This window comes from Ruegeria sp. E8 (genome assembly GCF_056533985.1).
In genome coordinates, this window is the sequence record NZ_JBQFOY010000015.1 from 1 (window position 1) to 19,584 (window position 19,584).

Below are 19,584 nucleotides of genomic sequence, written 5' to 3' on the forward strand. Positions count from 1 at the left end.
CATCTCCAACAATATCGAAGCGCAGATGGGCCGGGAAAAACTGGATCAGTTGCTGGACCTCCTCGAAGAATTACAGGCCATAAAGGTGTGACCTGACTTGGGTTTCCCGGATCACTCTACCCTAACCTTTGATCTCCGAAGTGTCGTTCGAAGCGAGAGATTTGCAGTCAACCTGAATGGGGGCGTCTACACCTTCAAATCGCCTTCGTCTTAACAATAAATTGGAAAATACGCTCACTAAATCCCTGCGCGACAACGTTCAAAAAATTCGCGACAAATACGCGATGCAATAAAAGTTTACATCGCATCAACCCATTTTATTTTCTGCGAGTACATCCAAGATCTTCTCGAAAAGCGCATCGTCTTCCCGCAAGCTCGACCATAGCAACTTGATGTCTGCCGTGGCATGAGAGTTTACAATTGGAAGGGTTACAACCGGCCTGCCTTCGTAGCATATCCCGCTGGGTGGGTGCGAATAGCTGATACCAACACCTCGCCCCAATGCAGCAAAGGAGCGCATCATCTTCAGAGATTTTACTCTTTGAGAAACCGTCGGCGATAACTCTAGTTTTTGCAACAGGTTACGCACGAACCCTTCCTATAGATCCTCGGCGAACAAGATAATCGGATACTCGACTATGTCGTCAAGTTCGACCTCCGGCATTTTGGCTAAAGGATGATCGGGCGCGCAAAATGCGACGGGCAAAACAGATTTGATATGTCGACTTTCGAGAGCATCGGAGAACCCGATATCATATGAGATCGCCAGGCCGATGCGACCTTCAGCCAGATCGGCGGCCAACTCGTAAAACCGCTCCTCTCGACCCAGAAATGTTGTCCCAGGTGTCTGACGTCAGCCCCAATGGGACAGTTTAGGTCGATTTGATAGGAGAGGGTTTCTGGCTCATCGAAATGATGTTCAGCTTAGCCAAAGCTGGATTTTTGGCCATGGCCATCCCGTTGTTGTTTACCACGATGCTTTACGCCGGAGGGCGTAAGCTTTGGGTAATTGCCGGGATTTCGGCTGTTTTTCCGATAATTGTGAACTTTGGTGTGTGGGAAATCTTCACCGTCAAGTTGCCCTGAGCCAAGAGGCTGAATCATGATTGATAGCCCGATAGCCGGATTTGAAGCAGCTTTCACGCTAGCCAACCTGTTGTTTATTGCAGGAGGTATTGCCCTAGGCATCGTAATCGGTGTGTTGCCGGGGCTTGGAAGCGTTACTGCCCTTGCGGTCCTAATACCCGTTACATACTACATGTCCCCGTTGTCCGCCATCGCCTTTCTGGTCGGTGCCAACAAGGGCGGAACGTCCGGAGGGGCGGTTCCCGCTATTCTGTTGAATTCGCCGGGAACGCCGGAGGCCGCGGCGACGGCACTGGTTGGGAATCCCCTGGCTCGCAAAGGGGAACCCGTGCGAGCGATGAAGTATGCCCTCTATTCATCTGTGACCGGTGATACGATATCCGACGCATTGCGCATCGTTCTGGTCGTTCCATTTGCGGCAATTGCATTGCAGTTCGGCCCACTGGAATACACTGCTATCCTGCTGTTTGCCTTTTCCCTGTTGTCTGGAATTTCTGGTGACAACCCGATCAAGGCTTTGATCGCCATTTTCCTGGGTGTGTTTCTGTCTACCATTGGACTTGATCCGGCGGAAAGCCCACCTCGTATGACTTTTGGGTCAGTGAACCTATTTGACGGCTTGCCACTGGCAGCTTTGGCCATAGGTTCCCTCGCGTTGGCCTCGGTGATAGAACAGATATACGACATGCGTCACTCTGGTGTTTACACGGGATACGTAAACCAAGGCGCAAAGGAAAACCGTGCTCTGCCGATCGGGGAATTCCTATCGCACTGGAAGACTATCATTCGATCTTCGCTTATAGGCTCTGTCGTCGGAATGCTGCCCGGGCTAGGGGTCACTTTGGCTGCTTTCTTGAGTTATGGACAGGCTAAGCGCGCCTCATCATCACCCGAAACTTTCGGGAAAGGAAACCCCGAAGGAATTGTAGCAACCGAAGCTGCCAACAGCGCTGTTGTCGGAGCCAATCTTGTTCCAACCATAGCCCTTGGTATCCCAGGCAATATTGCCGCCGCACTCTTGATCGGAGCGTTCATAATCCATGGTATCGTACCGGGACCGTTTACGCTCACTATGCACGGCGATATTATCTATGCTCTCTTTGCATCGATGATTTTGGCAAACTTTGTGCATCTGGCAATCGGGCGTATGAGTATTTCTGTCTGGGGGCACATTGCTCGCTTGCCGAAATGGGCTGCCCTGCCGCCCGTCATAGTGCTCTGCATTGTGGGAGTGTATCTGCATGGTCAGTCGGTTTTTGACGTCGCGATAATGTTGGTCTTCGCGTGCGTGGGCTTGCTAATGCGTCGAACCAATTTCCCGGTAGTGTGCCTTGTGATCGGATTTCTCCTCGGTGGAATGCTGGTAACTTCTTTGCGGCAATCTCTGCTCCTGTTTGGGTCGACACCCAGCTTGATTTACGAAAGTCCAATTGCCCTTGGGTTTTTCGCCCTGACCCTGTTTACATTGGGCCGCGCTATTCTTCGAAAGGAATGCCGTCAAGCATGGGGCAGGATGCCAGAAAGCTGATTGCAGAAACGGCGAAATTCTACCTCGATGATCCCACCTGCACAAAGAGAACGGCAGTGCGTATGGCACTGTCAGAAACGGTTCGCAAAGGTCTGATCCGCCCTGGTGAAACACTGCCCCTGGAAAGAGAACTGGTGGATTTGTGCGGAGTCAGTTTGGGAACCGTTCATGCGGCTTTGTCACAACTCAAGTAAATGGATCTGATCGAGCGAAGACAGGGGTCGGGAACTCGCGTCAAGCACCGGGAAACCTCAGGAGACCAAGCATGGCATTTCCGTTTCAAATCCACCGTCACCGGAAAGAGTTTGCCCGTACTCGCAGCAAGAGTGCAGATAGAAGAATTTGTGGAGAAAGGAGAATGGGCGGATTTTTTGGATCAAAGCGACAGTTACATATGCATCAAACGTGATCTTCAACTGAGCGAAAACGTGACCGCAATTGCCCAGATGTATTTGCACCCTCGAACCGCGCCGACTTTGCTGGATCACAACTCGGTGGAATTGACGGTTGTGAATATCAGGGCTTATTTGAAGGAGAAAAACGGGGTATTTCCGTCTCAGGTCAGCCATGCCGTCTCAACCGTCCTCGCTGAGGATGTTCCTTTTGGCGCAGCCAGTGCATTGCACGATGGGCCGTGGTATGAAATCTTCGCGAAAATGCTAACGTCAAACAGAAACCCTGTTTACTTTCAAAAAATTTGGGCTCCTGTAGCAACGTGTAATCTCAGTTTCGGACATGTCTACTGAGAGTATCTGTCGAAATTGGATCTGTTCATTTAAGCGGCGTTTTCAGGAAAGTCCTTCGACAAATTGAACTACGTTTGCAACGCTTGACTGGCAGATTTTGAACTATTCCCTTCGGTTGGTTCGGAATGTCCAGATGCCAGCTGACGCCGCCTTTCTTCCCACTGTCGCTGCGTCCTTATTTGCTGGATGATAGAACTATGAAGTTGATCAAAATCAGTAGTTTCCCAAAAATCGTGACTGCAGGCTGAATAATCGTAGAGCGGGTTGTCCTAAATGGGCCTCATAACCTGCCGTCAGAGTGACATGGTGAGTTTTTTGCACTAAACCTGAGCGGACCTGCGAACAGGAGCGGCCTTCTCAATGCGTCGACGAATCCCTTCGATCACCGCCATGCTTTGCTTTGAGGCAGCTGCGAAAACCGAAGGTTTTGCGCGTGCGGCGGAAGAAATGAACGTGACCCAAAGCGCGATCAGCCGCCAGATTCAAACGCTGGAGGCTTTCGTCGGGCAATCGCTGTTCATTCGTTCAAAACAAAGGGTCAAGTTGACGACCGCTGGTAAGACATTGCTGGCCGAGCTGTCGCCTTTGCTTGAAGAACTGGAACTTACCATTCTCAAGACCCGATCGCATGACAGCCCTGAGGGCAGTCTGAACATAGGCGTCTATCCGACACTGGGCAGCCGTTGGTTGATGCCGATCATCATGGGGCCCGAGGCCGAGAAAATTCGCCATGTACTCAATCTTGTGACCTATCTCAAAAACTCGGAGATTGATCCTAGTTTGGTGGATTTGGCCATCGCACAAGGCGACGAAGGTTGGCCGGGCTATCGCGCTGACCGGCTGATGTCGGAAACGCTAGTGGCTGTGGGCTCGCCGGATCAGTTTCCTGAACCGGTCGATGATCCGGAAAGCCTGCTGGATCACCGGATTCTGCAGCACTCTACGCGACCACAGTCCTGGCAGATATGGTTCCAGTATCAGGACATGCAGTTGCCGCGCAGGATTATTGGGCCGATGTTCAGCCAGTTTGAAATGTTGATTGATGCCACCAAGACCGGGCATGGCATCGCCATTATTCCCGACATTCTGATCCGCAAGGAGTTGAAGCAGGGCAGCCTTGTCAAGGTTCACCCGTTCGAGGCGCGGACCAGCAGTGCCTATTTCCTGCTGACGCCGGAAACCAAAATCGGCGTGGCCCGGATTGAACGGATGAGAACATGGTTTCTGGACCGCATGCAGTCTGGTCACGCCGCAGATTGAGGCCTGCCTGTGTTTCTCTTTCGGTCAACCGGCTCAACAACTTAATGCGTTTTTGTCATCAAGTCATGCGTGAATGCGACTTCCATCGTTTCAAATTCCGATTAAGGCTGCATCAAACGCAGCGCGAATGGGAGATTCTCCAATGACCTTCATGCCTCAGATAAAAGACAGCGACGTAGACCTGATTCAAAACGCCATGTCCGCCATGCCCGATTACAAATTGGTGGCAGAGTTTGTGCCCGGACCTGGCATCGCCCGGCTGTACCTGAAATTCGATATCGAGAAACTTCAGGAAGCGCTGGAAGAATGCCTCAGACGCGAAGATTTCATGGGTGGCATGCAGGATCAGGGCTTTGCCGCTCTGCCGCTGACCCAGCGCCCTGGCCAGACCGAGTGGACTCCGAACGATCTGTCGGGTCGCTACTGGCTACGTGCAGATGAGCGCTATGTCGAAGAACCCCGCGAGGATCTGGTGCCCGAGATCAACTTTTCAGAATTCAACCCCAAGTTCAAAGGCACCTATTTCGAACATGTGCATGAGGAACTGACCAAGCGCTTCCCCATTGGTCGCACACGCATCCTGTCCAAGGGGCTTTACAATTGCAACTCGTGGCACCGCGATCCCGAGCCGCGCCTACATATCCCGCTCATTTCGAATCCTGGTTCGCTGTTCATCGTGAACCATCACGTGACACATCTGCCTGCAGATGGCTCGGTCTATTTCACCGACACCCGCGCCTATCACACCGCCCTGAACGGTGGCGAGAAGCATCGCGTACATATCGTTGCAGCGCTGGCCTACGATCAGGTCACGGAATGAGCACCTATGGATATGCTACCGCAGATGCGGGGACCAACTGCATCTGCGATCTACGCAGTGACACGCTGACCCAACCCAGTGCCGGAATGCGCGAGGCGATGATGTCTGCGCCGCTAGGCGATGACGTCTATGGCGAAGACCCCACGGTCACGCGGTTGGAGCAGGAATTGGCCGCGCGTCTGGCCAAGGACGCGGCGGTGTTCTTTCCAACCGGCACTCAAAGCAATCTGGCCGCTGTCATGGCCCATTGCGGACGCGGCGACGAGATGATCGTAGGCGACCGCTATCACCTGTTCTGCGACGAGGCAGCAGGTGTGTCCGTGCTGGCTGGCGTGTCGATGAACCCGGTTCCCGTCTCAGATGACGGCGGGCTGGACCCCGACAGTATCGCAGCGGCGATCAAAGTCGATGACCCTCACTACGCGCGAAGCCGTCTGTTGAGCCTTGAGAACAGTGTCGGAGGTCGGGTAGTGCCTCTGGACCGTATCGCGGCGGGCGTCCAGGTGGCGCGCGAGGCCGGTCTGGCAGTGCATCTTGACGGGGCGCGGTTCTTCAACGCGATTACAGCGTTGGGCTGCGATGCGGAGACCTTTGCAGCTCCCTTTGATACAGTTTCCGTGTGTCTGTCCAAAGGGTTGGGCACTCCGGTCGGGTCAGTTCTGGTTGGCCCCGCTGCGATGATAGGTCAACTTCGGCGCAACCGAAAAATCCTCGGCGGCGCGATGCGGCAATCCGGGGTGTTGGCGGCGGCTGGCCTTTATGCGCTGGAACATCACGTACCGCAACTGGCCAACGATCACGCCCGTGCGGCCCGTCTAGCCGAGGCACTTCGGGCCATTGGAATTGGCCAGATCTCCTCGCAGACCAACATGGTGTTCCTGACCCCGAAGCCTGCGGATCACGCCCGCCTGATCGCGCATGTCGCCAGTTCCGGTATCAAGATCGGCGGGCAATCCCCCACGATCCGCATGGTACTGCACCGGGATGTGAACGATAGCGCGCTCGACGCCGCGATCCGCGCTTTTCAGAGTTTTCAACCAGCCTAACACAAGGGTAGCGCCATGACCGATGTCATCCCTTTCATATTGAACACGTCCTATGATGACCTGCCACGGTCTGTGGTGCAGGATGCGGTGCGGGCCCTGGTGGACACGCTGGGTGTGGGGATGAGCGCGGTTCAGACGCCCCTGGCCAAGATCATTCAGGCTCATGCACGGATGATGTTCGGTGGGCAAGCAGCACAAATCTGGCCCGAAGGCAAAACCGCAAGCGCGGCGGGTGCAGCGCTGGCCAATGGCATGACCATCGACGCGCTGGATGCCCACGACGGTCACAAGCTGACCAAGGGCCATGTGGGCTGCGGTGTCATCCCTTCGGTCATTGCGATGGCTCAGGCCGAGGGCCTCACGGATGCTCGTGAATTCCTGACCCTTGTGACCATCGGTTATGAGATCGGTACCCGCGCTGGTATCGCCCTGCATCGTAGCGCCTGCGACTATCACACCTCAGGCGCGTGGGTCGCACTGGCCGCCGCTGCAATGGGCGCGCGCATTCTGGGGCTGGATCAGGCCCAAACGCGTGAGGCGTTGGGGATCGCCGAATATCACGGACCTCGTAGTCAGATGATGCGCACCATTGATGCCCCCACGATGGTCAAAGACGGATCGGGCTGGGGCGCAATGGTGGGTGTTTCGGCCGCCTACCTGGCCCGCGATGGTTTCACCGGTGCGCCCGCGATTTCCATGGAGGCCGCGGACCTCAAGGATATTTGGGGCGATATCGGCCAGCGCTGGTACATTCAGGACCAGTATATCAAACTTTACCCTGTCTGCCGCTGGGCCCAACCCGCCGCCGAGGCCGTCATGGCCCTTCACCGCGCGCATCAATTCAGCGCGGACGAGATCACCTCGATCCGGGTGGACAGCTTCCACGAGGCCAAACGCTTGAACACGATCCCAACAACGACCGAACAGGCGCAGTATTCGCTGCCTTTCTCGGTAGGGGCCGCACTGGCGGTTGGTAAAATCGGCGTGGAAGAGGTCATGGAGCCCGGTCTGAGCAATCCCGACATCCTGCGCCTGGCCCGCATGGTCGAGATTGAGGAAATCGACGCCTTCAACAACGCCTTCCCCGCCCGCCGCTTTGCACAGGCCCATATCGGGCTGGCCGATGGTCGCATTCTGTCGTCCGAGGTCACCGAAGCGCAGGGCGACCCAGAAGAGCGCGTTGGCCACGACGTTATCCGCGATAAATTCCTGCGGTTGACTGAACCGGTCATGGGTGCGGACAAAGCGCAAGACCTGCTGGCCAGCATTGAGGGCCTGCCAGATTGCGGTGATGTTAGGGCCATGATCAAGCAACTCAGCTACAGAGCTTCCTAAGTCAGAGTTTTAGCAAGCGAGGCCTCTTCGTGATCTCGGATGAAAAGCGAAAAGAGTTTTCTCGGGTTCGATGCAAAGAGGATGCATTTGCTGCGCGATGTATGAATGGTTGGAATACGTGCCGCACCGCGTCATGGCATTTTTTTGCCAGTGTGGAATATTTGGTGCTAACAGCACCCGCGGCAAGATTCTGACACTTCCCCTCAGAGCACCGGTGAGACATTGGCCGCACTGCCGACGAAGGGTAACTATGGGTACTGGGTCAGAAATGCTTGGCGTTTGGGTCAGATTTGAAGGACGTGATTGACCGATTTATTGGGGTTTTGGCTGTCGATTGAATCAAAGATCAATGACGTTCCACAGTAAGTCTTGAACGTCACACGAACCTGACCCAACCGTCGTAGTTGGACCAGATGTTTGATGAACGTTCGGCATCAGAAAGCGCCCCAAGTCCAACCTCCCTTTCACAACGAAAGTTGGCGCAGAGCAGAAGATCAGTTGCCTGCACCTGCAGTTGGTTCCACTATTTTTGGGCTGTCTGCTAGCCGTCTCTGTCGGCACAAACCAGATCTCCAGCAAAGATGGGATTTCTCCTCCAGTGGCAGGTTTAGACGTACGGGTTCTATTGTTAGGTAGTTCCGCTTGATGATCTGAGTCGCTAGGATTGGAACTGAGGCAACAGGCAGGTCAACGTGATGCGTTATGCAATTTACTTATCTTTAGCGGCATTTTTCCTGGGAACCATTGTCGAAGTGCGAACTGCAACGGCGGCTCCACTTGGACGATACGAGGTTTTTGGCGTTGAAGACGGAGACATGCTGAAACTGCGTGCGGGACCTGGAATAGGTTTCAACGTGATCGTGGGTCTTCCGAACGGAACCGCTTTGCGAGTTCACAGTTGCGAACAGACCGGCGGCACCCGTTGGTGCCGCGTGTCCTTGCAACGCGCGCGTGGGCTAAAGGGATATGTTTCATGGGCATATTTGCGAAAACTCTGATTTCAATATCGGTTAGGTGTAGTCCATGTTGTTACCGCTCGCCGAGGCCGAGCTCTGCCTTCGGGCCGCTACGGAGATCGAACCGCTGTTTCTGAACCTTCCGTTGACGTTCCGAACCTGAATAGATGAGCCAGAAATCCTTCTGTAAACAGGCTATTGATTGCAAGGTACTTTGGCGCCAGAAGGTGCATGCTTCTGTCCGTGATCTGCGTAGCGCTCTCACATAATGCGGTGGGCCTTGGCAAGGAAAGCCCATCTCTCTTGCGGCATACATTTTGTGCCAGGATTTCTGTCGGCTTTTCTCATGTCACGTACCCTCAGGGGCCGTCTTCCTTGGGGAAGTCACTTGGTTCCTTTTCGCTCAAACCATTCTGAACTCAGTGCGGTCGATCCATATCCTCTTCCAAACTGTTCGCTCGATATCAGTCGCACCGTTTCGGACCACTGAATACTGGCCGGGGTGTCGGGCGGAACAGGGCTGCGCCGTGACGTATCAGAAAAACGGTCCATGCAATGCACCAGATCACCGGCGCGACAGGGTGCCCTTGTATTTCGACCGGAGTGACGACACGCAAGACGGCAGCTACCCACAAAAAGGCGAAACCGCCTTGGTCGATCCAACTCGATCGCAAGTGACTGCAGCGGCGCGCTACCGCGCGCGACGCGACGGCATAGATCGAACACGCGATTGCCCCTGCAGTCAACGCATGAAGAGCTGCGTTGCTGGTCGGCATCCAAACTTCCGCGCTGGTGAGCGCCAACAGCAAAAGTCCCAAAGGTAGCCAAATGTAAGCCAGCCTCAGCATGTTCAGTAAAGGGTCCGTGAGGGTGTCTGCGGACAGCCAAAGCAACAATCGGGTCGCCTCGATTGTGGCGGCAACCACCAGACTCGCAAAGACCCAGTCGGGCTGAATCCCAAACGTGTCCAGTAAAATCGCAATCAGGAGCGCTGCGGCGGAAGGGTAACCGCAATGCTGCGCCAATCTGAAGCGCCGTTCGTAAGAAACGGTGGATCTCAGCCGGTTCCAGGAGAAACCCGCAATCATGCGGCCGCCTACGATCAATAGCAGGAGAGCAAAGCCCTGAACCGGGACAGACGGCATGATGTCGCCCCAGAGCACCGCGATCTGGATGCCGGTCATCGTCAGCGCAAAAAACGCAAATCCCACGCCTTTCGTGGATGGAGATCGCAAGGCCGCACGCGCAAGGGTCAGCGTCACAAAGCCCATAAAGGCCGCAGTTTCTACCGCGACCAGCGCGGGATCTGTTCCCAATGCTCCTGCCGCGGTCAGCCGGGCAAGGAACCAAAGCGCCAATAGCAGAGCAACGCCCCGGCGCGACATACGAACTCCGCTGGACCAGCTTGGCATCGCGGTCAGTGCATAGCCCGCAAACATCGCAGCGGCGAATCCAAACACCATTTCATGCCCGTGCCAGGCCCACCGGTTACCAAAGGGTGAATGCGTCAGGTCAATCCCAGTGTCCCAGCCGACCACTCCAACCCCGACGATTGCCCAGGTCGCGCCAGCCAAAAACATGGGTCGATAGGGCGCCGCCATCAGACTTTCCCCGACAGCGTGACTATGCTGGATTGGCGTTGGCGATGCGACGGTATCCAGCCTCTCCGTGAAAGAAGCCGTTGCTGAAAGGAGTCCGACCGCATATCTGACGCAGCTCGGCTTCTGCCTCGGGCAGATCGAGGCTGCCATCCAGAACGCGACGGAAAGATTGTGTGACGGCCACCATATCCACCGCCTGCGGCATCAGGCGCAGATGGGTTATACCGTTACCCGCCATCCATGCCACTTCCGGCATGAGGTCGACATAGCATTCGGACTGGGTTTGTATGCCATTCACCCGCAGGATCGGCTGATCGTTGGTTGTGGTCAGCGGCATCCCGTCGGCATCATCCTCACAAACGAACTGGCAGTTATCCTTGGTGCGTCCATGCGCACGTGCGTGGTAGCAGCGTGCCGAAACCGCCAGCGAGGCGCGACCGAATACCTGAACCTCGACGCCCAATCCCAGTTCGCGGGCTGTCCGCGTTGCAACGGCGATGGCCGGGGCGGGCAGTTCGGTGGGTAAAACGACATGGGTCGCGCCCTGATCTGCCATCCATTTGATAGTGGCCTCGTTGTAGGCGTTCATGAAGGGACCGATCCGATGTGGACGTTTGCCGCGCGCGTAAAGCCCCGCGGCATTGTTGATCTCGATCTCGGGCCCGTCCATCGCTGCCAGGTCCTCGGTCGCCTTGCGCTCGCGCTTCAGCATCACCTCGGCGAGCGTCGACAGGATCACCTGCTTTCCTGCACCCTCCAACCGTTCAATGATTGTCGGTATGCCCGCCTCCTGAAAAGGTGCCCGTTTTGAGCAGATCACCTCGCCCAGATAGACTTCGTCTACGGGCGCTTCGTCAGCGATACGGGCATAGAAATCGTGCCGCTGTTCGGCAGACCAATGGTATGCGATTGGGCCCAGTGTCAGTTTTGTCATGTTCGTCACCGCCATTTCTTGGTCTCGAAGGCGCCCTGCGTCTGCTTCTGCCCTTCAGTCAGAGCGACAAGATCAGCGATATTGGCCTCACGGCCCGCACGGATGTCGTCCACCGCCGCGCGGAAAGCCTTTACAACATTGCGCACATAACTTTTCGACCGCTGCCGCCCTTCGATCTTGAAGGCATGAACACCCGCCTCGATCAGCTCAGGCAACAGCCGCGAGAGGTTGAGGCTGATGGGTTCCTCAAAGGCGTAGTAGCCCTCGGGTCGGTGCGGCGCGGTATAGCGACCCTTGCAGATCGTGGGATAGCCGGCCTTTTCGTCCGGGCCAAAACAATCGATGGTGAAACCCGCAAGTTGCGAGGACATCGACCCATCCTCGTGGCGGGCATATTCCACATCCGAGGCCGGGGAGCAGACGCCATCCATATTGGTCGATTGCCCAGTCAGGTAGTTGGTCAGGCTGCACCGCCCTTCTACCATCAGCCCGTGGTTGCCAAAGATGAAGGTTTCGATCTCACAGGGGATTTCCTTGCGGATCTGGCGGATCTCGGGAATCGTCAGGATGCGTGGCAGGACAACGCGTTTCACACCGAAATTCTCGCAATAATAGCGGATAGCTTCGGGGCTGGAGGCTGCGGCCTGCACTGACAGGTGTAACCGGGTACCGGGGTGGGTGCGGGCGATGTAATCGGCCACCCCCATGTCGGCAACGATGAACGCATCGACGCCAAACCGCGCACCAGTATCGGCGCCCTGTCTCCAGAGGTCGACCTTACCCGCAGGTGGATAGGTGTTGAGGGCCAGAAGAACCTTCGCCCCTTTTGCGTGGGCATAGGCAACGGACTCGGCCAGTTCATCCGGTGTGAAATTCAGGCCCGGAAAGTTGCGGGCATTGGTGGCGTTATGGAAGCCGCAATAGACGGCATCGGCACCGGCATCGACGGCGGTACGCAGGGCAGCGGGCGTGCCGGCGGGGCAGATCAGTTCGGCAAGACTCATGGTCGGCCTGTTTCCTTTAGGTTGTCGGGTATGAGCGGCGCAGTCGCGCCAGGATCGCGCGGCCCGGCGCGCCAAACATGTCGGCGGTTTCTTCGGCGATGGAACCGTCGACATCGTCAAGCGCGTTTCTCAGTCGTACGACAGCTTCTGTGTCGCCGGCCACCTCGAGATCACGTGAGAAGAAGGCTGCATCACCGTCCTCTTCTGAATCGATCAATTCCAGCAGCAGCATGAATCGGCCACGGATTGCCGCCCCGGCAACGGGTGCAATATCGCGCGGCACGGCGCGGAAGATCAGCGCTTGCGGATCAGGGCGAAGATGCAGCGCAAAAGGCAGTTCAATCGGGTCGATGATGTAATCTGTTGTTTGATGCGGTCCTAACCGGGCAAAGAGCGACGGGTGGCGTTCCGCCACGCGCCGCACGACCCGCGACAGGATCGGCTGTACAATTGCAGCCGACAGCCGCGCCACCGGGCGCTGCCCCGGCAAGCGCGGGCGATTAACCGATGCGGTGTTGGCTGACATTTCTCAGGTCTCTTTTGCTGCGGACAAGTCGGTCTTTACCAAGGTCGAAAACATCGGGCTTCGAGGCAAATGTGGTATTGTCTTTCATGCCCGTAGCTCGACGCGTGGAAAAAGCACTTCGTTTTCGAGATACATGTGCTCGTCGAGATCCTCGACCAGTTTGCCAAGCCCGGCATAGAGGAGTCTCCAGCTTTGGCAGGCGTGGTGCGGAAGTCGGAAACCATGGGTGATCGCGGCGATGCGATTCAGCGCAGCCTGGTGATCGTCATGAGCCTCGCGCAGGCTTGGGACGGCACTGACGGCACTGGCCGAGCGCCCGGTCCGCAATGCCATAAAAACAGTTTCCTCTTCATCGCGCATGTGATCCTCGAGTTTTGCGAACATCACCTTGAGTGCATCGGTCAAACCATGCGGTGTGTTTGGATCGGTTGCGTGAGCCGTCTCGACTTTGCAGGCCAGCGCAATCAGCCTGGGCATTTCGCGCCGGTGCGTGTCATGGTAGCGGTTCCAGATGTGCTCGATAAGTGCGACGGTCGGCGTCTGAGTTGTCGGATCGTACATTCACGCCTCCTCGGCAAGTGTTGCAGCGGGTTTGATCGCGGTTCGACACCAGAACAAAACTTCATTCTCTTTGGGCGTTAGCGTCGTTTCCATGCCACCCGCGAAACGTTCGAAGGCCGCCCGGTGCGCATCGGAAACGCCGATCAGAACCGGCACGTTGCGCGACAGGGCCTGGGCGATCAGAGCGCGAAAACCGCGCCCTTCCGCCTCGCTGACCCCAAACTTGTTCAGAACGATCAGTTCGACTTCGCCTGCGACCAAACGCGCGGTTGCTGTAGCCGCTGCCTCTTCCAGTGCTCCGGCGTCCATCCGGCAGGCTGTGGAGCCAGTGCCAAGATCTTGCGTGATCCGGGCGACAGGGCCATCAGGTAAAAGCCACAAATCGCTGTTGCATTTAGATGTCTCTCCCTGAGTTTTCTGCGGGCGCAGGGCACCACCGATCCGAACCCCGTCTGCCTGCAGGCGTTCGACCACTGCGGAAAGCAACAGATCTGTGGCCCCGCGGCCTTTCGCCGAAACACTCGCCAGTCTCGTCATCCGTCCAGCCTTTCGACCCGCACCGCCAGAGATGCCCTTGATGCGAGGACTTCCCGAAACGGCTGATTACAGCGGTTAAGAATAGGGCCGACCAAAACGGCGGTTCCATTCTGTGCAAGGGTAACGGCGTTTCTCATGACCGATCCTTTCTGGTCCGATCCGTCTAGGTGAGATCGAATTGGTATTTGATTTGCCGAATACGCTCGGTTAATACGCATTGCAAATACCAAAACGGGATCGCGACCTTGCGCCTCACTTCATTCACCGACTATGGGCTGCGCGTTTTGATGCGCTTGGCGGCGGAACCAGACGCCGCCATGACCACTGGTGAACTCGCCGCTGAGTTCCAGGTGTCACGCAATCACCTCGCCAAGGTGATTTCTGCGCTTGCCGGCGCTGGATACATCGAGACCCGACGCGGGGGCAGCGGCGGTGCATTGTTGACCCGCCCACCAGAGAAGATCCGGCTTGGTGACGTAGTGGCCTTTCTTGAAACCGGCCAAGTATTGGTTGAGTGCTTTTCGCCTGGAGGTGCTGCCTGCACCCTGACGCCACACTGCCGTTTGAAAACGCGGCTAGCGCAGGCTGAAGCGTCGTTCATAGCTGACCTCAACCGCAGCACCCTGGCGGACTGCGTCTATCATCCCAACATACTCTGATCTGTCAGAACGCTGAATGGTGGCTCAATTCCCGGCTTTGTCGCCCTAGATGAGGCTGCATTCGGAGGCGCCAGCAAGGTGCAGCTTAAGGTCACCTCCCATTCCGAAACCTGCTCGCGATTGATTTGAAGGCAACAGGCACCAGGGCAAGCAGTTCCCTATTGGTTTCCGGCAAGGCTGGCGACACATGATCGCCAACCTCTCTTGCAAGCATATTGCCAATATCAGAATTCTATCTCTGCCATGAGGCGCAATGAGCGGCCCGGTTCGTTCAAGGCGACCACTGTACCTACAAATTCTTGCCCGTAGGTGGCGCGGTTTGCATAGGTTTCGTCAAACAGATTGCTGACCTCGGCTCGTAAGGTCAGGATTTGCATCTGTTTGGGAGAATATTGAGCAAATACATTGACCACGGTGTACCCTGGAAGCTTGGGACCACGTCCGCCTGTAGCAAGGTCGTATGTGTCGTCGTAGTCAAACGCCACTTGTGCGTCACCGCCAATCAGCACCCCGCTGTTAAACTGATGCGCCGCCTGCAGTGACACAAACTCACCCATCGGCATAGTCAGGTAGTTACCGGTGAAGGAATCTTCGGCGCGGCCATTGATTTTGGTGTCAATATTCGCATAGCCCAACCGAACAAAGCTCCCGTTCCATGTATAGCCGAAGCCCAATTCGTATCCCTTGGATTCGAGATCCGCTGTCCTCGCCGGCCCGGCGCGAAAGGAGGCTGCCCGCGCATTGTCAATTTTGGTCTGGAAGTACTTGGCGTTGGCCCCCAGGCACCAACATCATACTTTGCCGCAACAAACACGTTTTCGGAGGTAACGTCTTCGATTCCGTTTGCCGGGTAGGTCCAGGCCGAGTTCATTATCAAGTTTTCAGCCAACTCGATTCCACCCCAGACGTTCGAATAGCCTATAGCGACGGCCCGATCCGTGACCGGTATTGGGAAAGTACCGTTGACGCCCCCCAGCCGCGCCACCCGGTCCAAACCGGTGAGATCTCTTGCGAGTTTGCTATCATCGGAGGAGGCTATACCGGTCTGTCCGCAGGGCTGACACTTGCCTAAGCCGGTGCGGATGTCGTTCTGCAGGAAGCCGCGCGCGCCGGATGGGGTGCCTCGGGGCGAAACGGCGGGCTGGTTTCCATTGGCAGCGCCAAGATGGCAGACGACGCCATCGCCAGAAAATACGGCTCTTCTGGTGCGCAGGTTTCTTTAACGCCGAACGCGCGGCGGTCGATCTGGTCGAAGAGTATCTGGAACGCTTCGAACTGGATGTTGATCGACACTCCGATGGCCACACTTACGTGGCGCATCGACCCGAGGTCGTGCAGGGTCTGAAAGCCTACGGGCAGTCTTACACCGATCGCTACGGGCTGCCCTTTGATTTCATTCCCCAAAAAGAAATGACCTCTCACGGCATGAATAGCGCAAGCTTCTTTGGCGCTGTGCAGTTGCCCATCGGGTTTGCTCTGAACCCGTTGAAGTTTGCCCTTGGCCTGACCAGCGCGGCTGAAGCCGCAGGCATGCGGATTTTCACAGAATCTCCGGTCCAGCCCATTGAGCAGCACAACGGCCACATGCTGCGGACCCCTGACGGGATCGTACACGCCAAAAATCTGCTGATCGCCACCAATGGCTATTCTACGGATGATCTGCCGGATGCCTTTGCCGGGCGCTATCTGCCGGTTCAGTCCAACGTCCTGGTGACTCGCCCGATCACGGTTGAGGAACAGCAGGCGCAGGGTTGGTAGAGTACCCAGATGCTGGTCGATACCCGCAAACTGCTGCACTATTTCCGGCTGATGCCAAACGGAAGGATGCTGTTCGGGCTACGTGGATCAGTACGGTCGACAGAAAACATGCTGGCGGCAACACGGCAATAAGTTCGGGCGGGCTTCGAAAAGATGTTTCCCGAGTGGCGACATGTGGAGACCGAGCATTTCTGGTCCGGCCTCGTCTGCATGACCCGCAACCTCGTGCCATTTACCGGGCCGGTCCCGGGGCTTGGCAATGCATGGGCGGCCTTGGGATACCACGGCGGCGGAGTCGCTATGGCGCCTTATGCCGGGGCACTTATCGCACACATGGCGTTGGGACGCAGCACTCGCCTGCATCCGGAAGTGATGAAGCGCCCGTTGCGGCGGTTTGAACTGGGCCGTTGGCGACGGTCCTCTTCCACCTGCCTTTGGCTGGTATCGTTTCAAGGATGGTCCCTGAACCTCGTCAATCTAATTCGACCTGTTAAGAAGGGCTCGGCAATGGGCAATGTGCATACCGACAAATTTTACATTGGTGGTGCGTGGGTGCCCCCGTTAATGCGACGCCTATGGACGTGATCAACCCGGAGACCGAACAGACGATTGCAACACTTTCACTGGGTACGGCTGCGGATGTGGTCGTGTAGTGGCAGCTGCAAAGGCGGCGCAGGAAGCTGGGGGCAAACAAGCCGCGAAGAGCGTCTTGAATTGATGCCGCAGGTGCTGGAGGTCTATCAACGACGCATCGCAGGTTTTTTGCAGGCGATCTCGACCGTGATGGGGTCCGGATATGCAAGGCCCGAGCGGGGGTTTAAGCAGAATTTTCCCACCACATCAAACGGTTGACAGTGAGTCCGGAGGGCTAAACGGCAAAGTGTACAACGGGCCGTCAGGAAGAAACCGACGCCTTACATTCTGTTTGCGAGTTAAACTGAATGTAGATGACTGCCTATCCTCATGGCGTGAAACTCAACCTTTCTAGCGAAGTCGAGCTTGCAGCCCCCAACAAGGAGGCTGCTTTTTGTCTTTTGGGTGCCGGATTTGATTTTGGTCCACATGCGCGTCACAGCTCGCTGTGTCCGCTGCCCATACGGAGATACCGTGTAGAGGCTTTGCATGGTCGACTCTTCGGGATAGATTCCTGGGTCACCAGAGATTTCAGCATCCAGAAGTGGTATCGATGCGTCCACTGCATTTGCATACCAAATGAAGTTACTGGCCACCGCTATGTTTTCAGGGTTCAAGATGAAGTTGATGAACTTATGTGCGGCTTCAGGATTGGGCGCATCGGCTGGGATAGCAAACTGGTCAAACCACATATCCGTACCCTCAATTGGTACCGAGTAGACAATTTCAACGCCGTTGTCAGCTTCCACTGCGCGATCACGGGCTTGGAAAACATCCTCTGATCAACCAGCGGCAACGCCGGCATCTCCATTTGCAAGAGCTGTAACATATTCGGCATTGTTGAACTTCAAAATATAGGGCCGGACAGCTTCGAGGACGGGAAGCACCTTTTCAATTGTTTCTACATCCTGTCTGGTCGGGTCTTCGCCAATGTATTTTAGTGCTGCCGGGATGATGTTTGTTGGCGAATCCAGGAAATACACACCGCACTCAGACAGCTTTTCCATGTATTTGGGGCTGAAAACCAGTTCCCAGGAATCGATGGGGGCGTCATCTCTCAGTATTTCGCGAACACGAGGTAAGTTCACACCAATTCCGGCGGTGCCCCACATATAGGTGACAGAATGCTCATTCACGCCATCATACGTCGTCGTTCGGGAGCGGAGGTCATCCCAGAGATGCTCAGCATTGGGGAGTTTCGACATGTCAAGCGGCTGAAACACCCCTGTTTGAATCTGACGTTCAAGGAATGAGGCAGAGGGTGCAACAACGTCGTAGCCTGTATCTCCTGCCAGAAGTTTTGTTTCGAGCGTTTCGTTGCTTTCAAAAACGTCGTAAACCAATTCAATGCCGGTCTCGGCTTGGAATTTTTCCAGTAGGCTGTGGTCGATATAAAGATCCCAATTGTAGACAAGGACCTCTTCTGCGGCCAGGCCATGTCCAAAAGCGATACACATAGCGGACAACGATCCACCCAGGAATATTTTCCAAACTTGCCCGTCATTGTTTTTCCGCCCTGAGATTTCTCCTATAAACTCGACCCATCCAGCCCTCCTCCGAGCGTTCAATGGATCCGGTTAGGCTTTTTGACGTACGCGGGTTGCACGCAAGCAAAGCATTTCGGCGCAGACCATCGCTGCCGCGAGAGCGGTTGTATCGCTGACGTCATGGGCGGGAAGAACTTCAACCAGATCGGACGCGACGAAATTGACGTCCGTCAGCTTGCGCAGGATGGATAGAGCTTGATACGAGCTCAAGCCGCCGGGAACCGGCGTTCCTGTGCCGGGGGCAAATGCCGGATCAAGGCAGTCGATATCGAAGGTCAGATAGGTTTTGCTTTCACCAACAACATCGCGCACTATCTGGGCGATTTCGTCAGCGCTGCTGGCATGTACCTTATCTGCACCAAGGATCGTCATTCCAAAATCACCTTCATCTTCGAAGGTTGTACGAATGCCAATCTGAACAGACTTCTTCGGATCGATAACGCCATCTTGGATGGCATAGCCGAACATCGCTCCGTGATCCTGTACACGGTCTTCAGAGGGCTCTACATCGCGATGCGCATCAAAGTGCACAAAGGCAAGAGGTCCGTGGACCGCAGCAACCGCTTTCAAAAGCGGATAAGAGCAATAGTGATCACCGCCTAGCGAAAGCAGATAGGCTCCGCTTTCGACAATTGGCCGGACATGCTCTTCAATGGTTGTATCGATTGATGGCGTATCGGCATAGTCGACCAGACAGTCACCGTAATCAATCGCGGCAAGCGTATCGAACGGATCGAACCCCCACGGCCAGATAGGGCCGGTCGCAAAATGCGCCGATGCCTTGCGAATGGCCGCTGGTCCAAATCGAGCGCCAGGGCGATGCGACACCGCGCAATCAAATGGTATTCCGGTTATTGCCGCGTCAACACCGGTCAAATCCCGCGAGTACTTGCGCCGCATAAAGCTCAGCGCTCCGGCAAAAGTGTTTTCGCTTTGGGTGCCTTTCAGTTCGGTGCGCAAAAAGGCCTGATCTACTTCATCCCAGGGCATGGTGACCTCAACGATACTGCTTAGTGTTTGAAGCAGCCTATGCCAACTTCAAAAATG

Annotated in this window: 23 protein-coding genes and 1 pseudogene; 13 read left to right on the top strand and 11 right to left on the bottom strand. The window is 55.9% G+C overall.

Annotated features, from left to right (window positions below):
* Positions 1 to 307: 307 nt before the first annotated feature.
* Positions 308 to 589: a hypothetical protein gene (locus tag ACR0LF_RS17120; RefSeq protein ID WP_480582446.1), complete on the bottom strand. Its 282-nt coding sequence runs from the start codon at positions 587 to 589 to the stop codon at positions 308 to 310.
* Between the two features lie 9 nt (positions 590 to 598).
* The gene (locus ACR0LF_RS17125) at positions 599 to 829 is read right to left on the bottom strand and encodes a LysR family transcriptional regulator substrate-binding protein (protein ID WP_480582622.1); all 231 of its coding nucleotides are present in this window, start codon (positions 827 to 829) and stop codon (positions 599 to 601) included.
* Positions 830 to 948: 119 nt separating this feature from the next.
* Between ACR0LF_RS17125 and ACR0LF_RS17130 the strand changes: the two genes are divergently transcribed.
* From ACR0LF_RS17130 to ACR0LF_RS17170, 9 genes are all read left to right on the top strand, one after another.
* On the top strand, positions 949 to 1,086 hold the full coding sequence (locus ACR0LF_RS17130) for a hypothetical protein (protein WP_480856439.1): 138 nt from the start codon (positions 949 to 951) through the stop codon (positions 1,084 to 1,086).
* A gap of 16 nt (positions 1,087 to 1,102) precedes the next feature.
* Positions 1,103 to 2,614, top strand: a complete 1,512-nt coding sequence (locus ACR0LF_RS17135; RefSeq protein ID WP_480582450.1) for a tripartite tricarboxylate transporter permease — start codon at positions 1,103 to 1,105, stop codon at positions 2,612 to 2,614.
* Positions 2,590 to 2,808 (top strand): GntR family transcriptional regulator, encoded by a 219-nt coding sequence (locus tag ACR0LF_RS17140; protein ID WP_480856440.1) that lies wholly within the window; start codon positions 2,590 to 2,592, stop codon positions 2,806 to 2,808. The genes ACR0LF_RS17135 and ACR0LF_RS17140 overlap by 25 nt, the downstream gene beginning before the upstream one ends.
* Positions 2,809 to 3,360 (top strand): GntR family transcriptional regulator, encoded by a 552-nt coding sequence (locus ACR0LF_RS17145; protein ID WP_480582454.1) that lies wholly within the window; start codon positions 2,809 to 2,811, stop codon positions 3,358 to 3,360.
* A gap of 360 nt (positions 3,361 to 3,720) precedes the next feature.
* The gene (locus ACR0LF_RS17150) at positions 3,721 to 4,620 is read left to right on the top strand and encodes a LysR substrate-binding domain-containing protein (protein ID WP_480582456.1); all 900 of its coding nucleotides are present in this window, start codon (positions 3,721 to 3,723) and stop codon (positions 4,618 to 4,620) included.
* Positions 4,621 to 4,762: 142 nt separating this feature from the next.
* The gene (locus ACR0LF_RS17155) at positions 4,763 to 5,440 is read left to right on the top strand and encodes a hypothetical protein (RefSeq protein WP_480627562.1); all 678 of its coding nucleotides are present in this window, start codon (positions 4,763 to 4,765) and stop codon (positions 5,438 to 5,440) included.
* Positions 5,437 to 6,486 (top strand): low-specificity L-threonine aldolase, encoded by a 1,050-nt coding sequence (ltaE, locus tag ACR0LF_RS17160; RefSeq protein WP_480582460.1) that lies wholly within the window; start codon positions 5,437 to 5,439, stop codon positions 6,484 to 6,486. The genes ACR0LF_RS17155 and ltaE overlap by 4 nt, the downstream gene beginning before the upstream one ends.
* Before the next feature lie 15 nt (positions 6,487 to 6,501).
* On the top strand, positions 6,502 to 7,821 hold the full coding sequence (locus tag ACR0LF_RS17165) for an MmgE/PrpD family protein (RefSeq protein ID WP_480582462.1): 1,320 nt from the start codon (positions 6,502 to 6,504) through the stop codon (positions 7,819 to 7,821).
* Positions 7,822 to 8,516: 695 nt separating this feature from the next.
* Positions 8,517 to 8,819: an SH3 domain-containing protein gene (locus ACR0LF_RS17170; RefSeq protein WP_480582464.1), complete on the top strand. Its 303-nt coding sequence runs from the start codon at positions 8,517 to 8,519 to the stop codon at positions 8,817 to 8,819.
* A gap of 422 nt (positions 8,820 to 9,241) precedes the next feature.
* Here ACR0LF_RS17170 and ACR0LF_RS17175 read toward each other — a convergent pair whose 3' ends face one another.
* The 6 genes from ACR0LF_RS17175 to ACR0LF_RS17200 all read right to left on the bottom strand — a co-directional run bounded on the left by ACR0LF_RS17175 (position 9,242) and on the right by ACR0LF_RS17200 (position 13,940).
* Entirely contained in the window at positions 9,242 to 10,378 is a 1,137-nt protein-coding gene (locus tag ACR0LF_RS17175) for an NnrS family protein (protein ID WP_480582466.1), read from the bottom strand.
* A gap of 22 nt (positions 10,379 to 10,400) precedes the next feature.
* Positions 10,401 to 11,312: a ubiquinone anaerobic biosynthesis protein UbiV gene (ubiV, locus tag ACR0LF_RS17180; protein ID WP_480582468.1), complete on the bottom strand. Its 912-nt coding sequence runs from the start codon at positions 11,310 to 11,312 to the stop codon at positions 10,401 to 10,403.
* Positions 11,313 to 11,317: 5 nt separating this feature from the next.
* Positions 11,318 to 12,316: a ubiquinone anaerobic biosynthesis protein UbiU gene (gene ubiU, locus ACR0LF_RS17185; RefSeq protein ID WP_480582470.1), complete on the bottom strand. Its 999-nt coding sequence runs from the start codon at positions 12,314 to 12,316 to the stop codon at positions 11,318 to 11,320.
* A 16-nt stretch (positions 12,317 to 12,332) separates the two neighbouring features.
* Positions 12,333 to 12,842: a ubiquinone anaerobic biosynthesis accessory factor UbiT gene (gene ubiT / locus ACR0LF_RS17190; RefSeq protein ID WP_480582472.1), complete on the bottom strand. Its 510-nt coding sequence runs from the start codon at positions 12,840 to 12,842 to the stop codon at positions 12,333 to 12,335.
* Positions 12,843 to 12,926: 84 nt separating this feature from the next.
* Positions 12,927 to 13,403 (bottom strand): hemerythrin domain-containing protein, encoded by a 477-nt coding sequence (locus ACR0LF_RS17195; RefSeq protein WP_480582474.1) that lies wholly within the window; start codon positions 13,401 to 13,403, stop codon positions 12,927 to 12,929.
* Positions 13,404 to 13,940 carry a DUF2478 domain-containing protein gene (locus tag ACR0LF_RS17200; RefSeq protein ID WP_480582476.1) on the bottom strand — a complete coding sequence of 179 codons (537 nt, stop codon included), beginning with the start codon at positions 13,938 to 13,940 and terminating at the stop codon, positions 13,404 to 13,406. It lies immediately after the preceding gene.
* Between the two features lie 245 nt (positions 13,941 to 14,185).
* Between ACR0LF_RS17200 and ACR0LF_RS17205 the strand changes: the two genes are divergently transcribed.
* Positions 14,186 to 14,599 (top strand): Rrf2 family transcriptional regulator, encoded by a 414-nt coding sequence (locus ACR0LF_RS17205; protein WP_480582478.1) that lies wholly within the window; start codon positions 14,186 to 14,188, stop codon positions 14,597 to 14,599.
* Positions 14,600 to 14,823: 224 nt separating this feature from the next.
* Here the strand turns inward: ACR0LF_RS17205 and ACR0LF_RS17210 are convergent, their stop codons facing one another.
* The gene (locus ACR0LF_RS17210; RefSeq protein WP_480582624.1) at positions 14,824 to 15,381 is read right to left on the bottom strand and encodes a TonB-dependent receptor domain-containing protein; all 558 of its coding nucleotides are present in this window, start codon (positions 15,379 to 15,381) and stop codon (positions 14,824 to 14,826) included.
* A 331-nt stretch (positions 15,382 to 15,712) separates the two neighbouring features.
* On the opposite strand from ACR0LF_RS17210, the gene ACR0LF_RS17215 reads away from it, so the two are divergent.
* Genes ACR0LF_RS17215 through ACR0LF_RS17225 form a run of 3 tightly spaced genes read left to right on the top strand, consistent with a single transcriptional unit; the run spans position 15,713 to position 16,942 of the window.
* On the top strand, positions 15,713 to 16,357 hold the full coding sequence (locus tag ACR0LF_RS17215; RefSeq protein WP_480582480.1) for an NAD(P)/FAD-dependent oxidoreductase: 645 nt from the start codon (positions 15,713 to 15,715) through the stop codon (positions 16,355 to 16,357).
* Positions 16,358 to 16,366: 9 nt separating this feature from the next.
* On the top strand, positions 16,367 to 16,489 hold the full coding sequence (locus tag ACR0LF_RS17220) for a hypothetical protein (RefSeq protein WP_480582482.1): 123 nt from the start codon (positions 16,367 to 16,369) through the stop codon (positions 16,487 to 16,489).
* 21 nt (positions 16,490 to 16,510) lie between these two features.
* On the top strand, positions 16,511 to 16,942 hold the full coding sequence (locus ACR0LF_RS17225; RefSeq protein ID WP_480582484.1) for an NAD(P)/FAD-dependent oxidoreductase: 432 nt from the start codon (positions 16,511 to 16,513) through the stop codon (positions 16,940 to 16,942).
* Between the two features lie 452 nt (positions 16,943 to 17,394).
* On the opposite strand, the pseudogene ACR0LF_RS17230 reads toward ACR0LF_RS17225, so the two are convergent.
* A pseudogene (locus ACR0LF_RS17230) lies at positions 17,395 to 18,447 on the bottom strand (extracellular solute-binding protein); the annotation flags it as partial.
* A 120-nt stretch (positions 18,448 to 18,567) separates the two neighbouring features.
* The gene (gene speB / locus ACR0LF_RS17235) at positions 18,568 to 19,527 is read right to left on the bottom strand and encodes an agmatinase (RefSeq protein ID WP_480582486.1); all 960 of its coding nucleotides are present in this window, start codon (positions 19,525 to 19,527) and stop codon (positions 18,568 to 18,570) included.
* Positions 19,528 to 19,584 lie beyond the last annotated feature (57 nt).

Coding starts and splice junctions, on each gene's coding strand:
- ACR0LF_RS17130 (WP_480856439.1), top strand. CDS start 949: ATGGCCATCCCGTTGTTGTTTACCACGATGCTTTACGCCGGAGGGCGT.
- ACR0LF_RS17135 (WP_480582450.1), top strand. CDS start 1,103: ATGATTGATAGCCCGATAGCCGGATTTGAAGCAGCTTTCACGCTAGCC.
- ACR0LF_RS17140 (WP_480856440.1), top strand. CDS start 2,590: ATGGGGCAGGATGCCAGAAAGCTGATTGCAGAAACGGCGAAATTCTAC.
- ACR0LF_RS17145 (WP_480582454.1), top strand. CDS start 2,809: ATGGATCTGATCGAGCGAAGACAGGGGTCGGGAACTCGCGTCAAGCAC.
- ACR0LF_RS17150 (WP_480582456.1), top strand. CDS start 3,721: ATGCGTCGACGAATCCCTTCGATCACCGCCATGCTTTGCTTTGAGGCA.
- ACR0LF_RS17155 (WP_480627562.1), top strand. CDS start 4,763: ATGACCTTCATGCCTCAGATAAAAGACAGCGACGTAGACCTGATTCAA.
- ltaE (WP_480582460.1), top strand. CDS start 5,437: ATGAGCACCTATGGATATGCTACCGCAGATGCGGGGACCAACTGCATC.
- ACR0LF_RS17165 (WP_480582462.1), top strand. CDS start 6,502: ATGACCGATGTCATCCCTTTCATATTGAACACGTCCTATGATGACCTG.
- ACR0LF_RS17170 (WP_480582464.1), top strand. CDS start 8,517: ATGCGTTATGCAATTTACTTATCTTTAGCGGCATTTTTCCTGGGAACC.
- ACR0LF_RS17175 (WP_480582466.1), bottom strand. CDS start 10,378: ATGGCGGCGCCCTATCGACCCATGTTTTTGGCTGGCGCGACCTGGGCA.
- ubiV (WP_480582468.1), bottom strand. CDS start 11,312: ATGACAAAACTGACACTGGGCCCAATCGCATACCATTGGTCTGCCGAA.
- ubiU (WP_480582470.1), bottom strand. CDS start 12,316: ATGAGTCTTGCCGAACTGATCTGCCCCGCCGGCACGCCCGCTGCCCTG.
- ubiT (WP_480582472.1), bottom strand. CDS start 12,842: ATGTCAGCCAACACCGCATCGGTTAATCGCCCGCGCTTGCCGGGGCAG.
- ACR0LF_RS17195 (WP_480582474.1), bottom strand. CDS start 13,403: ATGTACGATCCGACAACTCAGACGCCGACCGTCGCACTTATCGAGCAC.
- ACR0LF_RS17200 (WP_480582476.1), bottom strand. CDS start 13,940: ATGACGAGACTGGCGAGTGTTTCGGCGAAAGGCCGCGGGGCCACAGAT.
- ACR0LF_RS17215 (WP_480582480.1), top strand. CDS start 15,713: ATGGGGTGCCTCGGGGCGAAACGGCGGGCTGGTTTCCATTGGCAGCGC.
- ACR0LF_RS17220 (WP_480582482.1), top strand. CDS start 16,367: ATGCTGGTCGATACCCGCAAACTGCTGCACTATTTCCGGCTGATGCCA.
- ACR0LF_RS17225 (WP_480582484.1), top strand. CDS start 16,511: ATGTTTCCCGAGTGGCGACATGTGGAGACCGAGCATTTCTGGTCCGGC.
- speB (WP_480582486.1), bottom strand. CDS start 19,527: ATGCCCTGGGATGAAGTAGATCAGGCCTTTTTGCGCACCGAACTGAAA.